This is a genomic window from Phenylobacterium sp. 58.2.17 (assembly GCF_026411515.1).
Classification (GTDB): Bacteria; Pseudomonadota; Alphaproteobacteria; order Caulobacterales; family Caulobacteraceae; genus Phenylobacterium.
The window spans coordinates 1-17,130 of sequence record NZ_JAPMTQ010000059.1 but is presented as its reverse complement, the minus strand read 5'-3'; the positions used below and the strand labels follow the sequence as shown (position 1 = coordinate 17,130).

At 68.8% G+C, this 17,130-nt stretch carries 17 protein-coding genes and 1 pseudogene; 8 read left to right on the top strand and 10 right to left on the bottom strand.

What is annotated here, in order from left to right; translation table 11 throughout:
* Together OUA97_RS21495 and OUA97_RS21490 are read left to right on the top strand one after the other, a co-directional pair.
* Window positions 1-194 (top strand): annotated as a pseudogene (locus tag OUA97_RS21495) (hypothetical protein); the annotation flags it as partial.
* 57 nt (window positions 195-251) lie between these two features.
* Entirely contained in the window at window positions 252-1,334 is a 1,083-nt protein-coding gene (locus OUA97_RS21490; RefSeq protein ID WP_267234129.1) for a GDSL-type esterase/lipase family protein, read from the top strand.
* Here the strand turns inward: OUA97_RS21490 and OUA97_RS21485 are convergent.
* From OUA97_RS21485 to OUA97_RS21470, 4 genes are read right to left on the bottom strand one after another with little or no spacing between them, the layout of a single operon-like run.
* Window positions 1,312-2,706 carry a D-arabinono-1,4-lactone oxidase gene (locus OUA97_RS21485; RefSeq protein ID WP_267234127.1) on the bottom strand — a complete coding sequence of 465 codons (1,395 nt, stop codon included), beginning with the start codon at window positions 2,704-2,706 and terminating at the stop codon, window positions 1,312-1,314. The two genes, OUA97_RS21490 and OUA97_RS21485, sit on opposite strands and share 23 nt — an antisense overlap.
* Window positions 2,703-3,050, bottom strand: a complete 348-nt coding sequence (locus tag OUA97_RS21480) for a c-type cytochrome (protein ID WP_267234125.1) — start codon at window positions 3,048-3,050, stop codon at window positions 2,703-2,705. The genes OUA97_RS21485 and OUA97_RS21480 overlap by 4 nt, the downstream gene beginning before the upstream one ends.
* 57 nt (window positions 3,051-3,107) lie before the next feature.
* Entirely contained in the window at window positions 3,108-3,884 is a 777-nt protein-coding gene (locus OUA97_RS21475; protein ID WP_267234124.1) for an alpha/beta fold hydrolase, read from the bottom strand.
* A 10-nt stretch (window positions 3,885-3,894) separates the two neighbouring features.
* Window positions 3,895-5,166, bottom strand: coding sequence for an LLM class flavin-dependent oxidoreductase (locus OUA97_RS21470; protein ID WP_267234123.1), 1,272 nt, complete (start codon window positions 5,164-5,166; stop codon window positions 3,895-3,897).
* 181 nt (window positions 5,167-5,347) lie between these two features.
* On the opposite strand from OUA97_RS21470, the gene OUA97_RS21465 reads away from it, so the two are divergent.
* On the top strand, window positions 5,348-5,539 hold the full coding sequence (locus OUA97_RS21465) for a DUF2061 domain-containing protein (protein ID WP_267234121.1): 192 nt from the start codon (window positions 5,348-5,350) through the stop codon (window positions 5,537-5,539).
* 16 nt (window positions 5,540-5,555) lie between these two features.
* On the top strand, window positions 5,556-6,017 hold the full coding sequence (locus OUA97_RS21460; RefSeq protein ID WP_267234120.1) for a Dps family protein: 462 nt from the start codon (window positions 5,556-5,558) through the stop codon (window positions 6,015-6,017).
* A gap of 10 nt (window positions 6,018-6,027) precedes the next feature.
* Here the strand turns inward: OUA97_RS21460 and OUA97_RS21455 are convergent, their stop codons facing one another.
* From OUA97_RS21455 to ybaK, 4 genes are all read right to left on the bottom strand, one after another.
* Window positions 6,028-6,744, bottom strand: coding sequence for a GDSL-type esterase/lipase family protein (locus tag OUA97_RS21455; protein WP_267234118.1), 717 nt, complete (start codon window positions 6,742-6,744; stop codon window positions 6,028-6,030).
* A 159-nt stretch (window positions 6,745-6,903) separates the two neighbouring features.
* Window positions 6,904-9,435 (bottom strand): TonB-dependent receptor, encoded by a 2,532-nt coding sequence (locus OUA97_RS21450; RefSeq protein WP_267234117.1) that lies wholly within the window; start codon window positions 9,433-9,435, stop codon window positions 6,904-6,906.
* A gap of 244 nt (window positions 9,436-9,679) precedes the next feature.
* Window positions 9,680-10,282: a TetR/AcrR family transcriptional regulator gene (locus tag OUA97_RS21445; protein WP_267234116.1), complete on the bottom strand. Its 603-nt coding sequence runs from the start codon at window positions 10,280-10,282 to the stop codon at window positions 9,680-9,682.
* 120 nt (window positions 10,283-10,402) lie between these two features.
* Complete coding sequence (gene ybaK, locus OUA97_RS21440) at window positions 10,403-10,873, bottom strand: Cys-tRNA(Pro) deacylase (RefSeq protein WP_267234115.1); 471 nt, start codon at window positions 10,871-10,873, stop codon at window positions 10,403-10,405.
* Window positions 10,874-11,078: 205 nt separating this feature from the next.
* Between ybaK and OUA97_RS21435 the strand changes: the two genes are divergently transcribed.
* A complete protein-coding gene (locus OUA97_RS21435; RefSeq protein ID WP_267234114.1) occupies window positions 11,079-12,473 on the top strand; it encodes a cystathionine beta-synthase in 1,395 nt (464 codons plus the stop codon).
* Entirely contained in the window at window positions 12,470-13,648 is a 1,179-nt protein-coding gene (locus OUA97_RS21430) for a cystathionine gamma-synthase (protein ID WP_267234113.1), read from the top strand. The genes OUA97_RS21435 and OUA97_RS21430 overlap by 4 nt, the downstream gene beginning before the upstream one ends.
* Here the strand turns inward: OUA97_RS21430 and OUA97_RS21425 are convergent.
* Together OUA97_RS21425 and OUA97_RS21420 are read right to left on the bottom strand one after the other, a co-directional pair.
* Window positions 13,645-13,899 carry an EF-hand domain-containing protein gene (locus OUA97_RS21425; RefSeq protein WP_267234111.1) on the bottom strand — a complete coding sequence of 85 codons (255 nt, stop codon included), beginning with the start codon at window positions 13,897-13,899 and terminating at the stop codon, window positions 13,645-13,647. The two genes, OUA97_RS21430 and OUA97_RS21425, sit on opposite strands and share 4 nt — an antisense overlap.
* 90 nt (window positions 13,900-13,989) lie before the next feature.
* Window positions 13,990-15,609, bottom strand: coding sequence for an amidohydrolase (locus tag OUA97_RS21420; RefSeq protein ID WP_416362452.1), 1,620 nt, complete (start codon window positions 15,607-15,609; stop codon window positions 13,990-13,992).
* Between the two features lie 158 nt (window positions 15,610-15,767).
* On the opposite strand from OUA97_RS21420, the gene OUA97_RS21415 reads away from it, so the two are divergent.
* Together OUA97_RS21415 and OUA97_RS21410 are read left to right on the top strand one after the other, a co-directional pair.
* Complete coding sequence (locus OUA97_RS21415; protein ID WP_267234109.1) at window positions 15,768-16,106, top strand: hypothetical protein; 339 nt, start codon at window positions 15,768-15,770, stop codon at window positions 16,104-16,106.
* Window positions 16,107-16,158: 52 nt separating this feature from the next.
* A partial coding sequence (locus OUA97_RS21410) for a TolC family protein (RefSeq protein ID WP_267234107.1) occupies window positions 16,159-17,130 on the top strand: 972 nt, incomplete at its 3' end.

The window sequence follows — 17,130 nt, the reverse complement described above, 5'->3', positions numbered from 1 at the left end:
CTTCCGGTTCGTCGGCAGCGTCAGATGTGTATAAGAGACAGCGGGTGCTCAACGTGCCGCCCTCCGCGCCGGCGCCGGCCCCGCTGGTCCTGACCCCGCTTTCGCCGGCCCCCGCCGAGCCGCCGCTGACCCCGCGGCCGTCGGCGCCGCTGCCCACCGACCCCGACGCGCCGATGACGCTGAACCGCAACTGACGGAGCTTTCGCCCGGAGCGCTTGCGGCCTAAGCAGGACGCAACAGGGGGGACGCACATGAAGACGCTGGGGCCGGACGAGATCGCGCCGCTGCTGGACGGGCATGTGGACCTGCGCCGGCGGAAGGACTCGCTGCAGCCGCTGCGCCTGCCGGTCGCCGAGCTCGGCTTCTACGACGCGTTCAACCGCTGGGTCGGCTCCTGCGCCGCCGCCTGCCGCCTTCGCCTGCGCACCGCCTCGACCGGCCTCCGCCTGCGCGGCGCCCAGCGGCTGCTCGACCAGTCGGTCGGCGGCGAGCGGCGCGGCGCCTACGATCTCTATGTCGACGGCGTGCTCCACGCCCGCGCCTGGGCGCAGGGCGGGGCGACCATCGATCTGGAGAAGGGCGCCTTTGTGGGCGACGAGGCCTTCAACCTGACGTTCGCGGACCTGCCGGACGGCGACAAGACCCTCGAACTCTGGATGCCCCAGGCCGCCACCGTCTCGATCGCGGCCCTCGACCTGGATGACGGCGCGCAAGCCGTCCCCGTCGCCGACGGTCGTCCGCGCGTCCTCTTCCACGGCAGCTCGATCACCCACTGTCTGGAGGCCGAGGGCGCCAGCGCGGGCTGGCCGGCGGTGGCCGCGGGCCTGGCCGGGCTCGACCATCAGAACCTCGGCTGGGCCGGCTCTTGCCTGCTGTCGGGCCAGGCCGCGCGGATCATCCGCGACGCCCGCGCCGACGCCATCGTCCTGAAGCTAGGGATCAACGTCCATCCCGACGGCCAGCTCAAGGAACGGACCTTCCTCGACTCCGCCCACGCGATGATCTCGATCATCCGCGAGAAGCATGCAGCCACGCCGATCCTGGTGGTCTCGCCGATCTATTCACCGGGCCGCGAGGACGTAGGCTCCGGCGGCGGCCTGTCGCTGACCCGCATGCGCCAGCTGCTGGGCGATGTGGTCGCCGCGCGCCTCGCCGCCGGGGACGCGAACATCGGCTATCTCGACGGTCTGTCGCTGTTCGGCGCGGCCGACGCCCACCTGCTGCCCGACGACCTGCACCCGAACACCGCGGGCTACCGGCTAATGGGCGAGCGCTTCCACGCCCTCGCCCTCAGCGGTCCCAAGGCCCTGGTCAGACCCCCAACAGCGCCTTGAGGTAGGGATTGAGCAGCCGCCCCTCCGGGTCCAGCCGCGCGCGAACCGCCAGGAAGTCGTTCCAGTTCGGGTAGAGCAGCGCCAGTTCGCGGGCCTTCAGGCTGTGCAGCTTGCCCCAATGCGGGCGCCCGCCGTGCTTCAGGAAGATCGGCTGGATCAGCTCGAACAGGAAGTCGTACTGGTCCTTGTAGTGGCAATGCACGGCGATCGAGCCGCGCGGCCCGCCCTGGAAGGGCGACAGCCATGCGTCGTCGGCGGCGATGCGCCGGACCTCGATCGGGAAGAAGACGTCCGGCCGCTTCGCCTCGATGGTCGCCACGACCTCCTTCAGGGCGGCCAGATGGTTCTCCACCGGGATATGGAACTCCATCTCGTTGAAGCGCACCGGCCGTTCGGTCGACAGCAGTTTCCAGCCCTCGTCGATCGCTTCTTCCGGCTTGGCCGAGCCGAGCAGCGCCTTGGCCGCGGCCTTGCGCAGCGGCGTCGAGAACCGGGTCAGGTTGCGCAGCTGCTTGAGAACTTCGAGGAAGGCGCTGTCGGTGTCCGGCCCGCGCGCCATCGCCGGCGCGTCGGTCTCGTCGTGGGTGATGTTGGCCGCCAGATCGGTGAACGGGACGGCGTAGAACTCGTAGTTCCGATGCTGGGCCCAGCGCGTCTCGGCCTTGGCCAAGGTCTCCTCGAACGGTTCGACGAACACCTTGCGGTGCAGACGGCGGTTGGCGCTGGTCGCCAGCCGGACCTGGGTGATCACCCCCAGCGCCCCCAGCGACACCCGCGCGGCGTTGAAGACGTCGGCGTTCTGCGCGGCGTCGCAGTCGATCAGCTCGCCGGTCGCCGTGGCCAGTCGCAGCGCCGTGACGTCGCCGTGGATGGCCTTGATGGTCGCCCCGGTCCCATGGGTGGCGGTGCCCAGGCAGCCGCCCAGCGACTGCTTGTTGATGTCGGGCAGGTTGGCCATCGCCCGGCCGCGCTCGGCCAGGGCCGGGCCGAGGGCGCCCAGCCGCATGCCGGCGCGAACCACCGGCTGGTCGTCCTCCCAACGCTCGATCCCGGCCAGGCCGTCGAGGGTCATCAAGGTGCCGGAGGTCGGAACCAGGCCGGTGAACGAGTGCCCTGCGCCGACCACCCGCACAGGCGCCGTCGAGGTCTTCAGCGCCTGCGCGACCTCGGCCTCGGACTTCGGCGCGCTGCGCACGGCCGGATAGGCGTGCTCGATCCCCGACCAGTTGCGCCAGAGCAGGCGCTGGTTCGCGTCCAGGCTCGGCGGGGCCGGCGGCTCGGGCTTGTCGCGGGCGGCGAGATAGACCCCGCCCCCGGCGGCGGCCAGCACCCCGGCCGAACCGGCGAGCAGGGCGGTGCGGCGGGAGATCACGACTTGCCCTCCTGGCCGGCCATGAAGCGGGTCAGGGCCTTGAAGTCGTCCGGCGTGCAGGCCGCGCATTGGCCCAGCGCCGGCATGGCCTTGTAGCCCTGCACCACGTGGTCGAGCAGCACGTCCTCGCCCTGCTTCCAGCGCGGGGCCCAGGCCTTGGCGTCATGCACCAGCGGCGCGCCGGAATCGGCGACGACGTGGCAGGCCTTGCAGGAGTCGGCATAGAGCTGAGCCAGCCGCGCATCGGTCGGGGCCAGGCTGGCGGGATCGGCGGGCGGCCCCGCCTTCGGCGAGCAGGCGGCCAGGATCAGGCCGAGGACGGCCAGGCAAGCAATCTTCTTCAAACGTCTCCCCCCGGGGCGGCCGTGCGGCCGCCCTTCATTACTCTCAGATGTTTCGCGTCATCCCAGGCGCCCGATCGCCTGCGCGACCGCCGCCGGGTTTTCCAGCACGACCATGTGGCCGGCTTCCGGGATCGAGACCAGCTCCGCCCCGGCGATCGCCTTCTTGAAGCCGTGGGCGTAGAACGGCGGCACGAGCCGGTCGCTGTCGCCCCAGACCACCACGGTCTTGGCCTTGATGCGGTAGAGCCGCTGGGCGAGCCCGCGCTCGGGGATCGGGAACAGGATCCGGCCCGCCATGCCCAGCTGGCGCGCATTGGTCACCAGATAGGTCTGCAGGAAATTCGGATCCTCGACGTTGCGGCCGGCGGTCAGCATCGCCGCCCCGGCTGCGGCGTCGTGGAACAGCATCTGCGGCATCTCGTAGGGCATCAGCGAGAACAGGTCGGCGATCGGATGCGCATCGTCCCACAGCCCAGCCGGGCAGATCAGCGCCAGCCGCGAGACGTCGTTCGGCGCGATCGCCGCCATCTCGGCCGCAATCATGCCGCCCATCGAATGGCCGACCAGGATCGGGTCCTTGAGGCCCAGAGCCTCGACGACGTCCCAGCTGTGCAGCGTGAAATCCAGCATGTCGCGGATCTCGCCGCACTCCTCGCTGTCGCCGTAGCCGGGGATCAGCGGCGCATAGACGTGGTGGGACTTGGCCAGTTCGGCGAGGAACGGGTCCTGCGCCGTGACCCCGCCCGCGCCGTGCAGATAGACCAGGTCCGGTCCCGAACCGCCCTCGAGATAGCGGACCGGGACGTGCCGGGTCGCAACGGTCTTCAGTTCCATGTCCGCCCCCTCACGCATAGGTCTGGGCCAGCGAGGCGCTGGTCGGGATTTCCCGCGGCAGCGCGCCCGAGGTCACGCGGCGGTCCAGCGGCTTGCACCAGAACCGGCCGTCGTCGGCATGCTCGGGGAACATGTTCCGCAGCTTGGGCATCACCTTCTCGGCGAACAGCCGGGTCGAGTACATGCACTTGTCGGCCGGCATGTTCCCGACGTGCATCAGGCAGAAGATGTTGCCGACGTTCAGCCCCTTGATCAGGTCCTCCATCCGTTGGCGGACCGTCTCCGGGCTGCCGGCGATGATGTGGCCCTGCTCGACCAGGTCCTTCCAGGTTAGTTCGGTGTAGCCGCCCTTGGGCGGCGCGTACTGGCTGAGGGCCCCGGTCTGGATGGTCTTGATGGTCCGGTAGCCCGGCGCGTCGGCGAAGCCCGGATAGACGTGCAGGCAGCGATTGTAGAAGTAGCTGACGTGTTCGGAATAGAGCCGCTCGGCCTCCTCGTCGGTCTCGGCGACCAGGATCGTCTGGGCGAAGCCGGCGCGGTAGGGGCTTTTGTCGACCCCGCGCTCCTCGACCCGCTTCCAGTAGCCGTTCATCAGCGCCTGGGCGCGCAGGTAGCCCGAGAAGCTGAGGTAGGAATACGAGTAGGTGTTGTCGATGCAGAAATCGTAGGTCTCGACCGAGCCGCCGCCCGGGATGTGCACCGGCGGATGCGGCGCGTCCTGGATCGGCCGCGGCCAGATGTTCACGTGCCGCAGCTTGTTGTAGCGACCGTTCCAGGCGAACGGGTCGCGCGTGGTCCAGGCCTTGATGATCAGGTCGTGGGCTTCCTGGTACTTCTCGCGGGTCAGCGACGGGATCTGGCCGTAGCAGTAGTTGGTGTCCATCGAGGTCCCGACCGGGAACCCGGCCACCAGCCGCCCGCCGCTGATGCAGTCGAGCATCGCGAACTCCTCGGCCACGCGGATCGGCGGATTGTAGAGCGCGATGGAGTTGCCCAGCACCACGATGGCGGCGTTCTGGGTGCGCCGCGCCAGGCCGGCGGCGATGATGTTCGGGCTGGGCATGATGCCGTAGCCGTTCTGGTGGTGCTCGTTCACCCCGATCCCGTCGAAGCCGAGCGTGTCGGCGTATTCGAGCAGGTCCATGTAGGTGTTGTAGACTTCGTGGCTCCGCGCCGGATCGAACAGGCGCTGGTCGATATCGACCCATACCGAGCGGTTCGTCTCCCGGAAGTCGTCCGGCAGGTACGGCCACGGCATGAGGTTGAACCAGGTGAATTTCACGGTCCGCTCCTCCCTATCCGCCGCCTCTCTCGGGCGGTCAGGTGAACGACGATAAGCGAATGCCGCGCGGCGCCAAGCCATAAGCTCGCCCGACGCATCATAAGTAAAACTGACCAATATGCTTATTTAGATAATCCATGGTCGTGATATATTGCGATCAATTCGCAACAAGGCTTCCGTCATGCGCACCGCCAAGAAGACCCTCAGCTACAGCTTGATGCACCTGACGGTGGCGATCACCGTCGCCTATGCGCTCACTCGTGATTGGCGCGCGGCGCTGGCGATCGGGATGATCGAACCGGTCTTCCAGACCCTTGCCTTCGCGATCCACGAACGCGTCTGGGCGCGCCTCGGCGCCCCCGCCCAGGCCTGACAACAGGAGCACGCCCATGACCAACTCCGGACCCAGCCCGAAGGACCGCAAGGCGGTCGCCGAGGGCCTCGCCAAGCTGCTGGCCGACACCTATGCGGTCTATCTGAAGACCCACGGCTATCACTGGAACGTCCGCGGCCCGAACTTCTCCCAGCTGCATGCGCTGTTCATGGCCCAGTACACCGAGATGTGGACCGCCATCGACGAGGTCGCCGAGCGCATCCGCGCGCTGGGGGAGCTGGCCCCGCAGGGCTATGGCGCGTTCGGCAACCTGTCGTCGATCAAGGACGGCGATCCGTCCAAGGGCGCCGAGGAGATGCTGAAGGACCTGATCGCCAGCCAGGAAACCCTGGTCGGCACCCTCTATGCGATCCTGCCGACGGCCCAGGCGGCGGGCGACGAGGTCAGCGCCAGCCTGATCTCCGACCGGCTGACCGCGCACGAGAAGCACATCTGGATGCTGCGCTCGTCGCTCTGACCGGCAGCGGCTAGGGCTTGGCGGAGGCGGACGCGGCGCTGCGGCAGGCAGGCCGATCCGCCTTCATTTCCTTTTCCATCACCGGCCGCACGGCCTGGGTCCAGATCGCATAGCCGGCGCTGTTCATATGCAGGCCGTCGGCGACGAACAGATCCTTGGGGTGGCCGTCAGCGCCCATCATCTGCGGGACGACGTCGATATAGACGAAGTCCTTGCGGCCCTTCATCTGCGCCTTGATCTTGGCGTTGACCGCGTTCTGGTCGCGGATCTGGCGCTCACGCGCCCGCGAGGGCTTCAGCGAGATGTAGTAGACCGGCGTCGAAGCCCCCAGCTTCTGGGTCTTCAGCTTCATGAAGCGCCCGAAGTCCTCGACCACGGAGTCCACCGCCTCGCCGGCGTTGAGATCGTTCTCGCCGGCGTAGAACACCACCGCCCGCGGGTGATAGCGCCCGACGACCTGGTCGAAGTGAGCGTTGACGTCCGAAACCTGCGCGCCGCCGAAGCCGCGGTTGATCACCGGCATCGGCGCCATGTCCTGGCTGAGCGTGGTCCAGAAGCGGATCGACGAGGAACCGGTGAACACGATCTTGCAGGGCGTCGGAGGCGCGGCCTTGTCCTGTAAAGCGAAGGCCTGCATCTCGGCGTCGAAGCGGCCGCCCGCGGCGGCGCTCGAAGGGCCCGCGGCCAGGGCCGCGGCGGCGGACAAGGCGATCAACCGAACCAGCATGGCGCTCACTCCCCCCGGATGCGCCCCGCCGACCGACGTTCTTTCAGCGGGGGCATATGGCTAATGCTTTGAAATCGGCGCCTTTTCAAGGCGCCGCTTGAAACGAAAAAGGCGCTGCGGGTGACCGCAGCGCCCTTCCGATCCGGAGCTGGAAGGCTCCTAGAAGCGGTACTGGAATTCCACGCCGTAGGTGCGCGGGAAGTTCAGCTTCACGGTTTGGCGGAAAGCGCCGTTCGCGTTGAGGCTGGTCGGAGTGGAGCTCTGATAGGCCACCTCGTCGAAGGCGTTCTTCACGTAGCCGATGATCGTGAAGCGGTCCTGGCCGTCCTTCCACAGCGCCCGGAAGTCGACGATTTCATTCGCCGGGGCGGTGTAGTTGGCCTGCGAGAAGACCGCGGTCTGCATGTCGTCGGTGTAGGTGTAGGTGCCGCCGAGCGTCAGGCTGCCGGCGTCGAAGTCGAAGGTGTAGTTGGCGCCGAGGTTGAGCTTGTTCTCCGGCGTCATCGGCAGGCGGTTGCCTTCCAGGTTCTGGGTGCGGGCCGCCGGCGTGCCGCCGACCGGCTTGGCGCCGGACTTGGAGGCGGTCGGGTCGTTGACGTCGACGAAGCAGCAGCCGTTGGTCACTTCCGCGTTGATGTACGCGTAGCTGGCGAACAGCATCAGGTTGTCGATCGGGGCCCACTGGCCTTCCAGTTCGACACCCCAGTTGCGGGCGTCGAGGTTCAGGAACTGGGTGCCGGTCGTCGTGCCGCTGATGATCACCCGCAGCGGCGCCTGGAAGCCCTGATAGTCGGCGTAGAAGATCGCCGAGTTGAGCTGGAAGCGGCCGCCGAAGGTCTTCTTCAGGCCGATCTCGTAGTTGTTGACGTATTCCGGATCGGCGTACGGCACCGGGGTCAGGCCGTTCGAGGCGAGCCAGCCGCCCGACTTGTAGCCGCGGCTGTAGCGGGCGTAAGCGTTGGTGTCGCCATCCGGCTGCCACTGCACGCCGAGGGTCCCGGTCCAGGCGTCATAGTCGGCTTTCAGGTCGCGGATCAGACCGCCGCCCTGGGCTTCGCGCAGGTTCGCGTATTGCGGCAGCGCATTACAGGCCGCGATGGTCGCCCCGCCGCAGACCACGAAGGTCGTGAAGTCGAGCGCCACGCCCTGGCCGATCGCCGCCGGGATGTTGGCGAACTGCTGCAGCAGGGTGGTCGTGGTCGGGCTGCGCGAGACGTAGCGCGCGAAGTCGGTGCCGGACTTTTCGTCCTTCGAGTAGCGAAGACCGGCGGTCAGGGTCCAGTTCTCGGCGAACTCGTAGTCGATCTGGCCGAAGGCCGCGTAGGAGTTCACTTCCAGGCTGCCGTCGACGAACAGGTAATTGCCGTTCGGGTTCGGCGCGGCCGGACGGCCGGTCGCCAGGCTCAGCGGATTCTGCATGGCCGGATCGCCCAGCACGCGCAGGCCCTGCGGCTGCGAGTATTCCTGGTGATACTGGTAGAGGCCGACGATCCAGTGCAGCGGCCCGTCCGAGTTCGACGACAGGTTGATCTCGTTCGACCACCACTGCTGCTCTTCGGTGTAGAAGAAGCGCTCGTTCGGCGAGACGTTGGTCGCCGTGTAAGCGCCGAACGGAGTCGCGGTCGGAATGCTGAACAGGCCCTGGCGGGACGAACGGTCTTCGTCGCCATTGGTGTTGTAGGTGTAGGACTGGTAGCCAGCCAGGTACTTCAGCGTCGCGCCGCCGAGATCCCAGCTCAGGTCGAAGTGCAGACGATGGTGATCGGAGAGCTTGCCCTCCATCGTCTGGTCCATGTTGATCTTGTACGGATCAGCGATCGACGGGTTGACGCCGCTGTAGCCGAAGGTCGGGTTGTAGTAGAGCGCGCTGTTCTCGAGGCCGGTCGCCGAAACGGTGTCGTAGGGCGAAATCACGGCTTCGTGGATGTTGCCGACGCCGTAGCTGTCGTCCCAGTCGAACTTCGTATAGCGCAGGCGGGCGGTGATGTTTTCGCCGAGGTCGGCTTCGACCTGGGCTTCGACGATGTAGCGCTTCAGGGCGCTGGTGTCGCCGCCGGGGCCGATGTTCTCGATGAAGCCCTCGTCGCGGCGCTCAACCGAGCCGCCGACCAGGAAGCGCAGGCCTTCGGTGATCGGGCCGGTGACCAGGGCGTCGGTGCGCCACGAACCGTAGTTGCCGACCGCGCCGCGGACTTCGCCCTGGAAGGTGTCGCTCGGACGCTTGCCGATGATGTTCAGCGCGCCGCCGATCGAGTTACGGCCGTAGAGGGTGCCCTGCGGGCCGCGCAGGATTTCGGTCCGCTCGATGAACAGCGACGGCGTCGAGCTGTCGGCCATCGAGTTCGAGAAGATACCGTCCGAGTACAGCGCCACCGACGGGTCGGTGCCGATCGCGTTGGTCAGGCGGCCGAAACCGCGGATCGAGAGGCGGTCGTTGTTGGTGTAGGCCACACTCGGCGTGACGCGGGCCAGGTCCTCGACCGTGGCCACGCCCATCAGGTCGCGCTTTTCCGAGGTGTAGGCGGTGACGGCGACCGGCACGTCCTGCAGGCTCTGCTCGCGCTTTTCAGCGGTGACGACCAGTTCCTCGATGGTGAAGGCGTCTTGGGCCGCGGCCTGAGTGGCGGCGGACATGGCCGCGACGGACGCGCCCATGATGAAGAGACTGCGCAGACGCAGCGGTTGAAACATATGTAACCTCCCAGCCAGACGCGGGCGTTTAGCCGCCCGTCGCGAGTGCTTAATGTCGATAGGCTGGGTGTCTCGAACGGCGTTCGAATAGAGGGAAAAGCGCCGTCGCCGAACTTTCGTCAGCCCTTGTGGCGCAAGGGCCGCGCCCACTCTGGCTGACGAGTGTGCATTGCGAAAAAAGATACTGGTGATTCAAACACATGGGCAGAAGTCAGCCTGGAGGCGAGCTGGCGAGGAGGCGCCCTCAGCGCACCATGATCAGCGCTTCCAGCCCCCGGACCGCCGATTCGACGGTCCGCCCCTCCGGGCCCTGGCCGGGCGATCCGCGCGACAGCGACATGGCCGCGATGCCGCGCCCCCAAGCCCAGATCGCCTCGGCGATCTCGCCCGCCAGATCGGGTGAATGCTGCTCGACGAAGTCGGCGATGATTGCCGCCCGGCAGACGGCGAACGCCTCGGCCTCGGCCGCGGCGACATCCTCGCGGCGTCCGGCGTCGAGCGCCTCGTACATCAGCTCGTAGAGCTCGGGCTTCTCGCGCAGGAAGTTCAGATAGGCCGATCCGATCGCCCGCAGGCCGCCCTCGTGGCCGCGCATCTCATACTCGGACTTCATCGCGTCGGACAGCTGTCGGAAGCCGTCGACCGCCAGTCCCGCCAGCAGAGCGGCCTTGTCGGCATAGTGATAGTAGACGGTGCCCGGCGCGACGCCGCCGCGATCGGCGATCGCCCGCAGCGACAGGCCGGCCCGGCCTCGCTCCTGCAGGATGTCGCGAGCCGCCGCCAGAAGTTGACCGCGGACGTTGCCCACATGATAGGGGCGCCGTCGCTCAAGGCTCACGGCCGTCATAACGCCAGTCCCATCGCAAACACTATGACCGCCCGACGCCGGTAGGACGGCCGCGCTCCCCGTCGACCAAAGTTATCGTTGCTAACTTAAGGCCCTATCCGCGCCGTTACGCAACGACAATCAAGTCAGGACCGCCACCTTGGCTGGTACTGCGGCCAAAAGGTCGGAGGGCGCCAGCCGCACCTGCAACCCGCGCTGGCCGCCATTGACGAACACCTTCGCGTGGTCGAGCGCGGCCTGGTCGATCACCGTGGGGACCTGGCGCTTCTGGCCGAACGGGCTGACCCCGCCGACCCGATAGCCGGTCAGGCGCTCGGCGTCGGCTGGCTTCATCATCTGGGCCGACTTGCCGCCGACCGCGGCCGCCAGCTTCTTCATGGCCACCTCCTGGTCCGAGGCCAGCACCGCGCAGACCGGCTTGCCGTCGACCAGCGCCATCAGGGTCTTGAGCACCTGATCGGGACTGACGCCGAGGCTCTCGGCCGCCTGCAGCCCGACCCGCGGCGCGTCGGGATCGTAGTCGTAGGTGTGCAGCTCGTAGGCGACCTTGGCCCTGTCGAGGGCGAGCGTCGCGGGCGTGGTCTTGGCCATGGCTCGCTTTAGCCCCGCGCGCCGCCGCTGCGAAGCGCCGCCTTCACCGGGGCCGACGGGTTCGTTTTCGCCCGATTGCGGCCCGCGGGCGGCGGGACAGGCCGCCGGCATCTAGGCGAGGCGGGAAAATCGCCCATATGCTCTGGGACATGGCGCGGAAATCGACCTCCGGGCGTTTCTGCTGAAAGGCCACCAGGAGCCGTTCATGACCGCAGACCCGCCCAAGCTCGCGCCGCCAGCCAGTTCAGCGCTCGACCTGATCGGCGACACGCCGATGCTCGAGCTGACCGGCTTCGACACCGGCCCCTGCCGGCTGTTCGTGAAGCTGGAGAGCGCCAATCCCGGCGGCTCGATCAAGGACCGCATCGCCCGCTCGATGATCGAGGCGGCCGAGGCGGACGGTTCGCTGAAGCCGGGCGGAACCATCGTCGAGGCCACCGCCGGCAACACCGGCCTCGGGCTGGCCCAGGTCGGCGTGCTCAAGGGCTACAGGATCCTGCTGGTCGTGCCCGACAAGATGAGCCGCGAGAAGATCCAGCACCTGCGGGCCATGGGGGTCGATGTCCGCATCACCCGTTCCGACGTCGGCAAGGGGCACCCCGAATACTACCAGGACATGGCCCAGCGGCTGGCCGCCGAAATCCCGGGCGCGATCTACATCAACCAGTTCGCCAACCCGGCCAATCCGAAGGCCCACGAGACCACCACTGGCCCGGAGATCCTGACGCAGATGGGCGGCGACCTCGACGCCATGGTGGTCGGGGTCGGCTCGGGCGGCACCCTCACCGGCCTCGGCCGCTACTTCGCCAAGGCCTCGCCGAAGACGAAGATGGTGCTGGCCGATCCGGAGGGGTCGATCCTGGCGCCGCTGGTCAACACCGGCGAGACCATCGAGCCCGGCTCCTGGGTGGTCGAGGGCATCGGCGAGGACTTCGTGCCCGACAACTGCGACCTGTCGCTGGTTTCGCGCGCCTACACCATTCCCGACGCCGAGAGCATCGCCGCCGCGCGCCTGATGCTCTCCAAGGCCGGCGTGCTGGGCGGCTCCTCGTCGGGCACGCTGCTGGCCGGGGCCCTGCGCTACTGCCGCGAACAGACGGAAGCCCAGCGGGTCGTCACCCTGGTCTGCGACACCGGCGCCAAGTACCTGTCCAAGGTCTACAACGACAGCTGGCTGGCCGAGCAGGGGCTGACCCAGCGCCGCCTGCACGGCGACCTGCGCGACCTGATCGTGCGCTCGGCCACCAATGGCGGCGCCATCGTGGTCGGGCCGCAGGACACCCTGCTGACCGCCTACAACCGCATGCGCCAGGCCGACGTCAGCCAGCTGCCGGTGCTCGACGATGGGCGGCTGATCGGGCTGATCGACGAGAGCGACCTCCTGGAGGCCATCGAGGACTCCAAGCCCGACAGGCGGTTCTCCCAGCCGGTGGCGGCGGCGATGACCGCCAAGCTCGACACCCTGCAGGCCGACGCGCCGCTCGACGCGCTGCTCCCGGTCTTCGAACGCGATCAGGTGGCCATCGTCCTCGACGGCCGCGAATTCGTCGGGCTGATCACCCGCATCGATCTCATCAACTATCTGCGGCGGGCGGCGTGACCCAGGACAACATCGGCAAGAACCGCCTGGAGTTCTCCACGCGGGCGATCCACGGCGGCCAGTCGGTCGACCCGACCACCGGGGCGGTGATGCCGCCGATCTATGCGACGTCGACCTACGCCCAGACCAGCCCGGGCGAGCACAAGGGCTTCGAGTACTCGCGCAGCCAGAACCCGACGCGCTTCGCCTTCGAACGAGCCATCGCCGACCTGGAGAGCGGGACGCGCGGCTACGCCTTCGCCTCCGGCCTGGCGGCGATCTCGACCTTCCTGGAAGTGCTCGACGCCGGCTCGCACGTCATCGCCAGCGAGGACCTCTACGGCGGCTCGTTCCGGCTGTTCGACAAGGTCCGTCGGCGCACGGCGGGCCTGGAGTTCAGCTTCGTCGACATGAGCGACCTGGCCGCCATCGAGGCGGCGATCAGGCCCACCACCAGGCTGCTCTGGGTCGAGACCCCGACCAACCCGCTGCTGCGGCTGGCGGACCTGGAGGCGATCGCGCAGCTCGGCAAGCGGCGCGGCCTGCTGAGCGCCGCCGACAACACCTTCGCCAGCCCCTATGTGCAGCGGCCGCTGGAGTTCGGCTTCGATGCGGTGATGCACTCGACCACCAAGTACGTCTCGGGGCATTCCGACATCGTCGGCGGCGCCCTGGTGGTCGGCCAGAACCGGGAGCTCGCCGACCAGCTCGGCTTCCTGCAGAACGCGGTCGGCGCGGTCGCCTCGCCGTTCGACTCGTTCTTGGCCCTGCGCGGGGTGAAGACCCTGGCGCTGCGGATGCAGCGCCACTGCGAGAACGGCCTGGCGGTCGCCCGCTGGCTGGAGGCGCGGCCCGACGTGGCCAAGGTCATCTATCCGGGACTCCCGAGCCACCCGCAGCACGAGCTCGCCAGGCGGCAGATGAGCGGCGGCTTCGGCGGCATGATCTCGGCGGTGCTGGACCGCGACCTCGCCGGCACGGTGCGGATGCTGGAGCGCACCCGACTGTTCACGCTCGCCGAGAGCCTGGGCGGGGTGGAAAGCCTGATCGAGCATCCGGCGATCATGACCCACGCCTCGATCCCAGCCGAGACGCGGGCCAGGATCGGCATCGCCGACGGCCTGATCCGCCTGTCGGTGGGGATCGAGGACGCCGGCGACCTGATCGCCGACCTGGACCAGGCCCTGGGGGCCTAGTGGCCCTTGTGGGCGGCCTTGTAGGCGGTGTCCCAGGCGACGAACTCGGGCCCGTCGATCTTGCCGTTCTTGTCCTTGTCCGCCTTGGCGAACTCGTCGGCGGGCAGCTTGTAGGCCACCCATTCGGTCTTATCGATCCGGTCGTCCTTGCTGGTGTCGGCCGGGTGGATGAAGCGGCCTTCGGCGGCCATGGCCATGCCCGTCGAGCCCGCGAGGGCGGCGGCGGCGAGGATGAGGCTGGTCAGACGCATGCGGGTCCTCCTGTTACGGACGCGGAGGCTGGCCACGGCTCATGGCGAAAATGAGCCGTGGCCGCGGCCCGCGTCAGGCCCTCGTCAGCGCTAGTCGACGCGCGTCCCCTTCGGCGGGGTGAGCTCGGTCGGCGGCCACTTGATCCCGAGTTGGTCGAGATAGGTCGGGTAGCGCTCGGCGTCGTAGTAGAAGGGCGCCATCTGCGGCCTGAACCTAGCCATGACGTCGGTGTTGATCTCGATCGGCGGCTTGTCGTCCGGACCGATCATCGGGACGTACTTCTGATCCTTGGTCTGGACGTTGACGAAGTAGTCCTTGGCCTGGCGGCGCAACTCCGGCTTGGTCAGCACGTCGACCATGGTCATCGCCACCACCTTCGAGCCGGCGACCACGCCCTTGTGGGCGATCGGCGTGGCCATCGAAATGGCGTTCGACCAGTGGTGCCCGGGCAGGTCCGGGATGTTCGACGGATAGACCACCGTGATGGTCGGCAGGGTCCAGGAAATGTCGCCGATGTCGTCCGACCCGCCGCTCTCCGGCTTCTCGACCGGAGGCGCCATCTTGTCGAGCTCGGTCGCCAGCCCCTTTTCCTTGGAGCCGAGGTTCTTCTGCACCGCCTTGGCGAAGGTCTGCTCGTCGGGAGTCCACTTCGGCAACCCGACCTCGTCGATATTGGCCTTGGCCGCCTCGGCCAGCGGGCGGTTGAAGTGGCGCGGCGCGGCCGTACCCAGCACCCGGCGCTCCATGGTGGTGTCGGTCATCTTGGCCGCGGCCTCGGCGATGGTGTCGCCGATTTCGAAGCTCTTCTTGATGCCGTCGAAGGTCTGTTCGCGGAAATAGTACCAGACGGTCGCCGTCGACGGCACGACGTTGGGCTGGTCGCCGCCGTCGGTGATCACGTAGTGCGAACGCTGCTCGGGCCGCAGGTGCTCGCGGCGCATGTTCCAGCCCATGTTCATCAGTTCGACGGCGTCCAGCGCGCTGCGCCCCCGCCAGGGCGCCCCGGCCGAGTGCGCCGATGCGCCCCTGAAGGTGTACTCGACCGACACCAGCCCTGTGCCAGAGGTCGCGCCCCACGCCGTCGCCAGGTTCGAGCCGACATGGGTGAAGATCGCCACGTCAGCGCCTTTGAACACCCCGTCGCGGACCATGTAGGCCTTGCCGCCCAGCAGCTCCTCGGCGACCCCCGGCCACAGCATCAGCGTGCCGGCGATGTTCTGCTTCTCCATCAGCTCCTTGACCGCCAGGGCGGCGACCACGTTCAGCGCCTGACCGGAGTTGTGGCCCTCGCCGTGGCCCGGCGCGCCCTCGACCAGCGGCTCATGCCAAGGCACGCCCGGCTTCTGCGAGGCTTTCGGGATGCCGTCGATGTCGCTGCCCAGCACGATGACCGGGCCGCCCGTTCCGTGGGTCCAGGTCGCGGTCCAGCCGGTCGGCAGGCCGGCGACGCCGCGCTGGATCGTAAAGCCGTTCTTCTCCAGCACGCCGGTGACGTACTTCGAGGTCTCGACTTCCTGGAAGGCCAGCTCGCCGTACGAGAAGATCTGGTCGTTCATCTGCTGGGCCAGCTTGGCGCGGCTTTCGACACCGGCCTCGGCCTGGGACTTCAGGCCGGCGATCTTCGCGGCCGGATAGCTCTGGGCCAGCGCCGCCGGCGCGACCGAACACAGCAGTCCGGCCATGGCGGCCGCCGTTACGAACACACGCATAACAATTTCCCCCCGGGTCACTTCCCGTCACCGACAGAGGGGCACGAGAACGGCGCCGCTGGGAAGCCCCCGAAACGTCATGGACCGCATCGCAAATAGCACTTGCTCCTACAGCTGCTGTAGGATGCAGAGGCTGCACCATGATCGGGCGACGGCTCATGAACGGTTCGCGGCGCGCCGGGGCGATGCTCGCCCTGCTGGCGGCCCTGTTGTTCGTGCTGCTGCCTGCGCCCGGTCATGCCGAACCGATCGCCGACTTGGCGACGCCGGCCGTCGCCAGCGCCCATCACGCCGGTGACGGCGACCCCGACGCCGCCCACCATGCGCCCGGAGCCCACTGCCCCACCCATTGCGCCGGCCATGCCGCGCCGCCCCTGCTGGCGATGAGCACCATCGACGCCGGGGCGCTCGCCGCCGACCGCCAGCGCCCGGCCGACGACGCCGCTCCCGCGACCTTGAGCTCGGCGCCTCCGACCCGCCCCCCCGCGGCGGCCTGACGGCTCTGCGCGCCGACGCGCGCCCTCGTCCTGTCCGATTCCGGAGATCCCGATGCCTCCCCATCACGTCCGTCTGGCGGCCCTGCTGGCCGCGGGCGGCCTGACCTGCGCCGGCCCGGCCCTGGCCGCGCCCGCACCCGCCTTCCCCGACCTGCTGGCTGCCGCCGCCCAGGCGCCGCTGCGCGCCGAAAGCCAGGCCCAGGTCGCCGCCGCCCAGGGCCGCCTCGACCAGGCCGACGCCTGGCGCAATCCCGAGCTATCGCTCGACGTCGAGAACTTCGCGGGCGAAGGCCCGATGGAGGGCTTCGACTCGGCCGAGACCACCCTGTCGTTCAGCCAGACCCTGGAACTGGGCGGCAAGCGCGGCGCGCGCATCGACGGCGCGCGCAAGGACCTGGCCCTGGCCCGCGCCCGCGACGCCCAGGCCCGAACCGACTACGCCGCCGCCCTGGCGGTCGCCTACGCCGAAGCCGAGGCTGCGCAACTCCGCGCCGCCCAGGCCCGCGAGCTGTTCGAAGCCGCCCAGAGCGACGCCCGCGCCGCCGAGTTGCTGGTCGAGGCCGGCAAGGAAGCGCGCCTGCGTGGCCTGCAGGCCCAGGCCGACGCCCAAGCCGCCCAGGCCGGGCTGGACCAGGCGCTGGCCGCCCGCGACGCCGCCTTCGGGCGGCTCTCAGCCCAGGCCGGCTCGGGCGAGGCGTTCGACTCGCTGACCTCCAGCCTGCTGTCGGCCGAGGTCGCCGCCATCGACGCCGCCCCCGCCGACACCCCGGCGGTGCTGGCCGCCCTGGCCGACCGCGACAGCGCTGCGGCAAGGGTGCGCGTCGAGCAACTCCAGTCCCGCCCGGACCTCACCGTCTCGGCCGGCGTGCGCCGCTTCGCCGGCGACGACGCCACCGCCATGGTCGCCGGCGCCTCGTTGCCGTTGCCGCTGTTCGACCGCAACCGCGGCAATACGGCCGCCGCTCGCGCCGAGCTGACTGCCGCCGAGGCGCGGCTGGCCCAGGCCCGGCTCGACGCCGCCGCC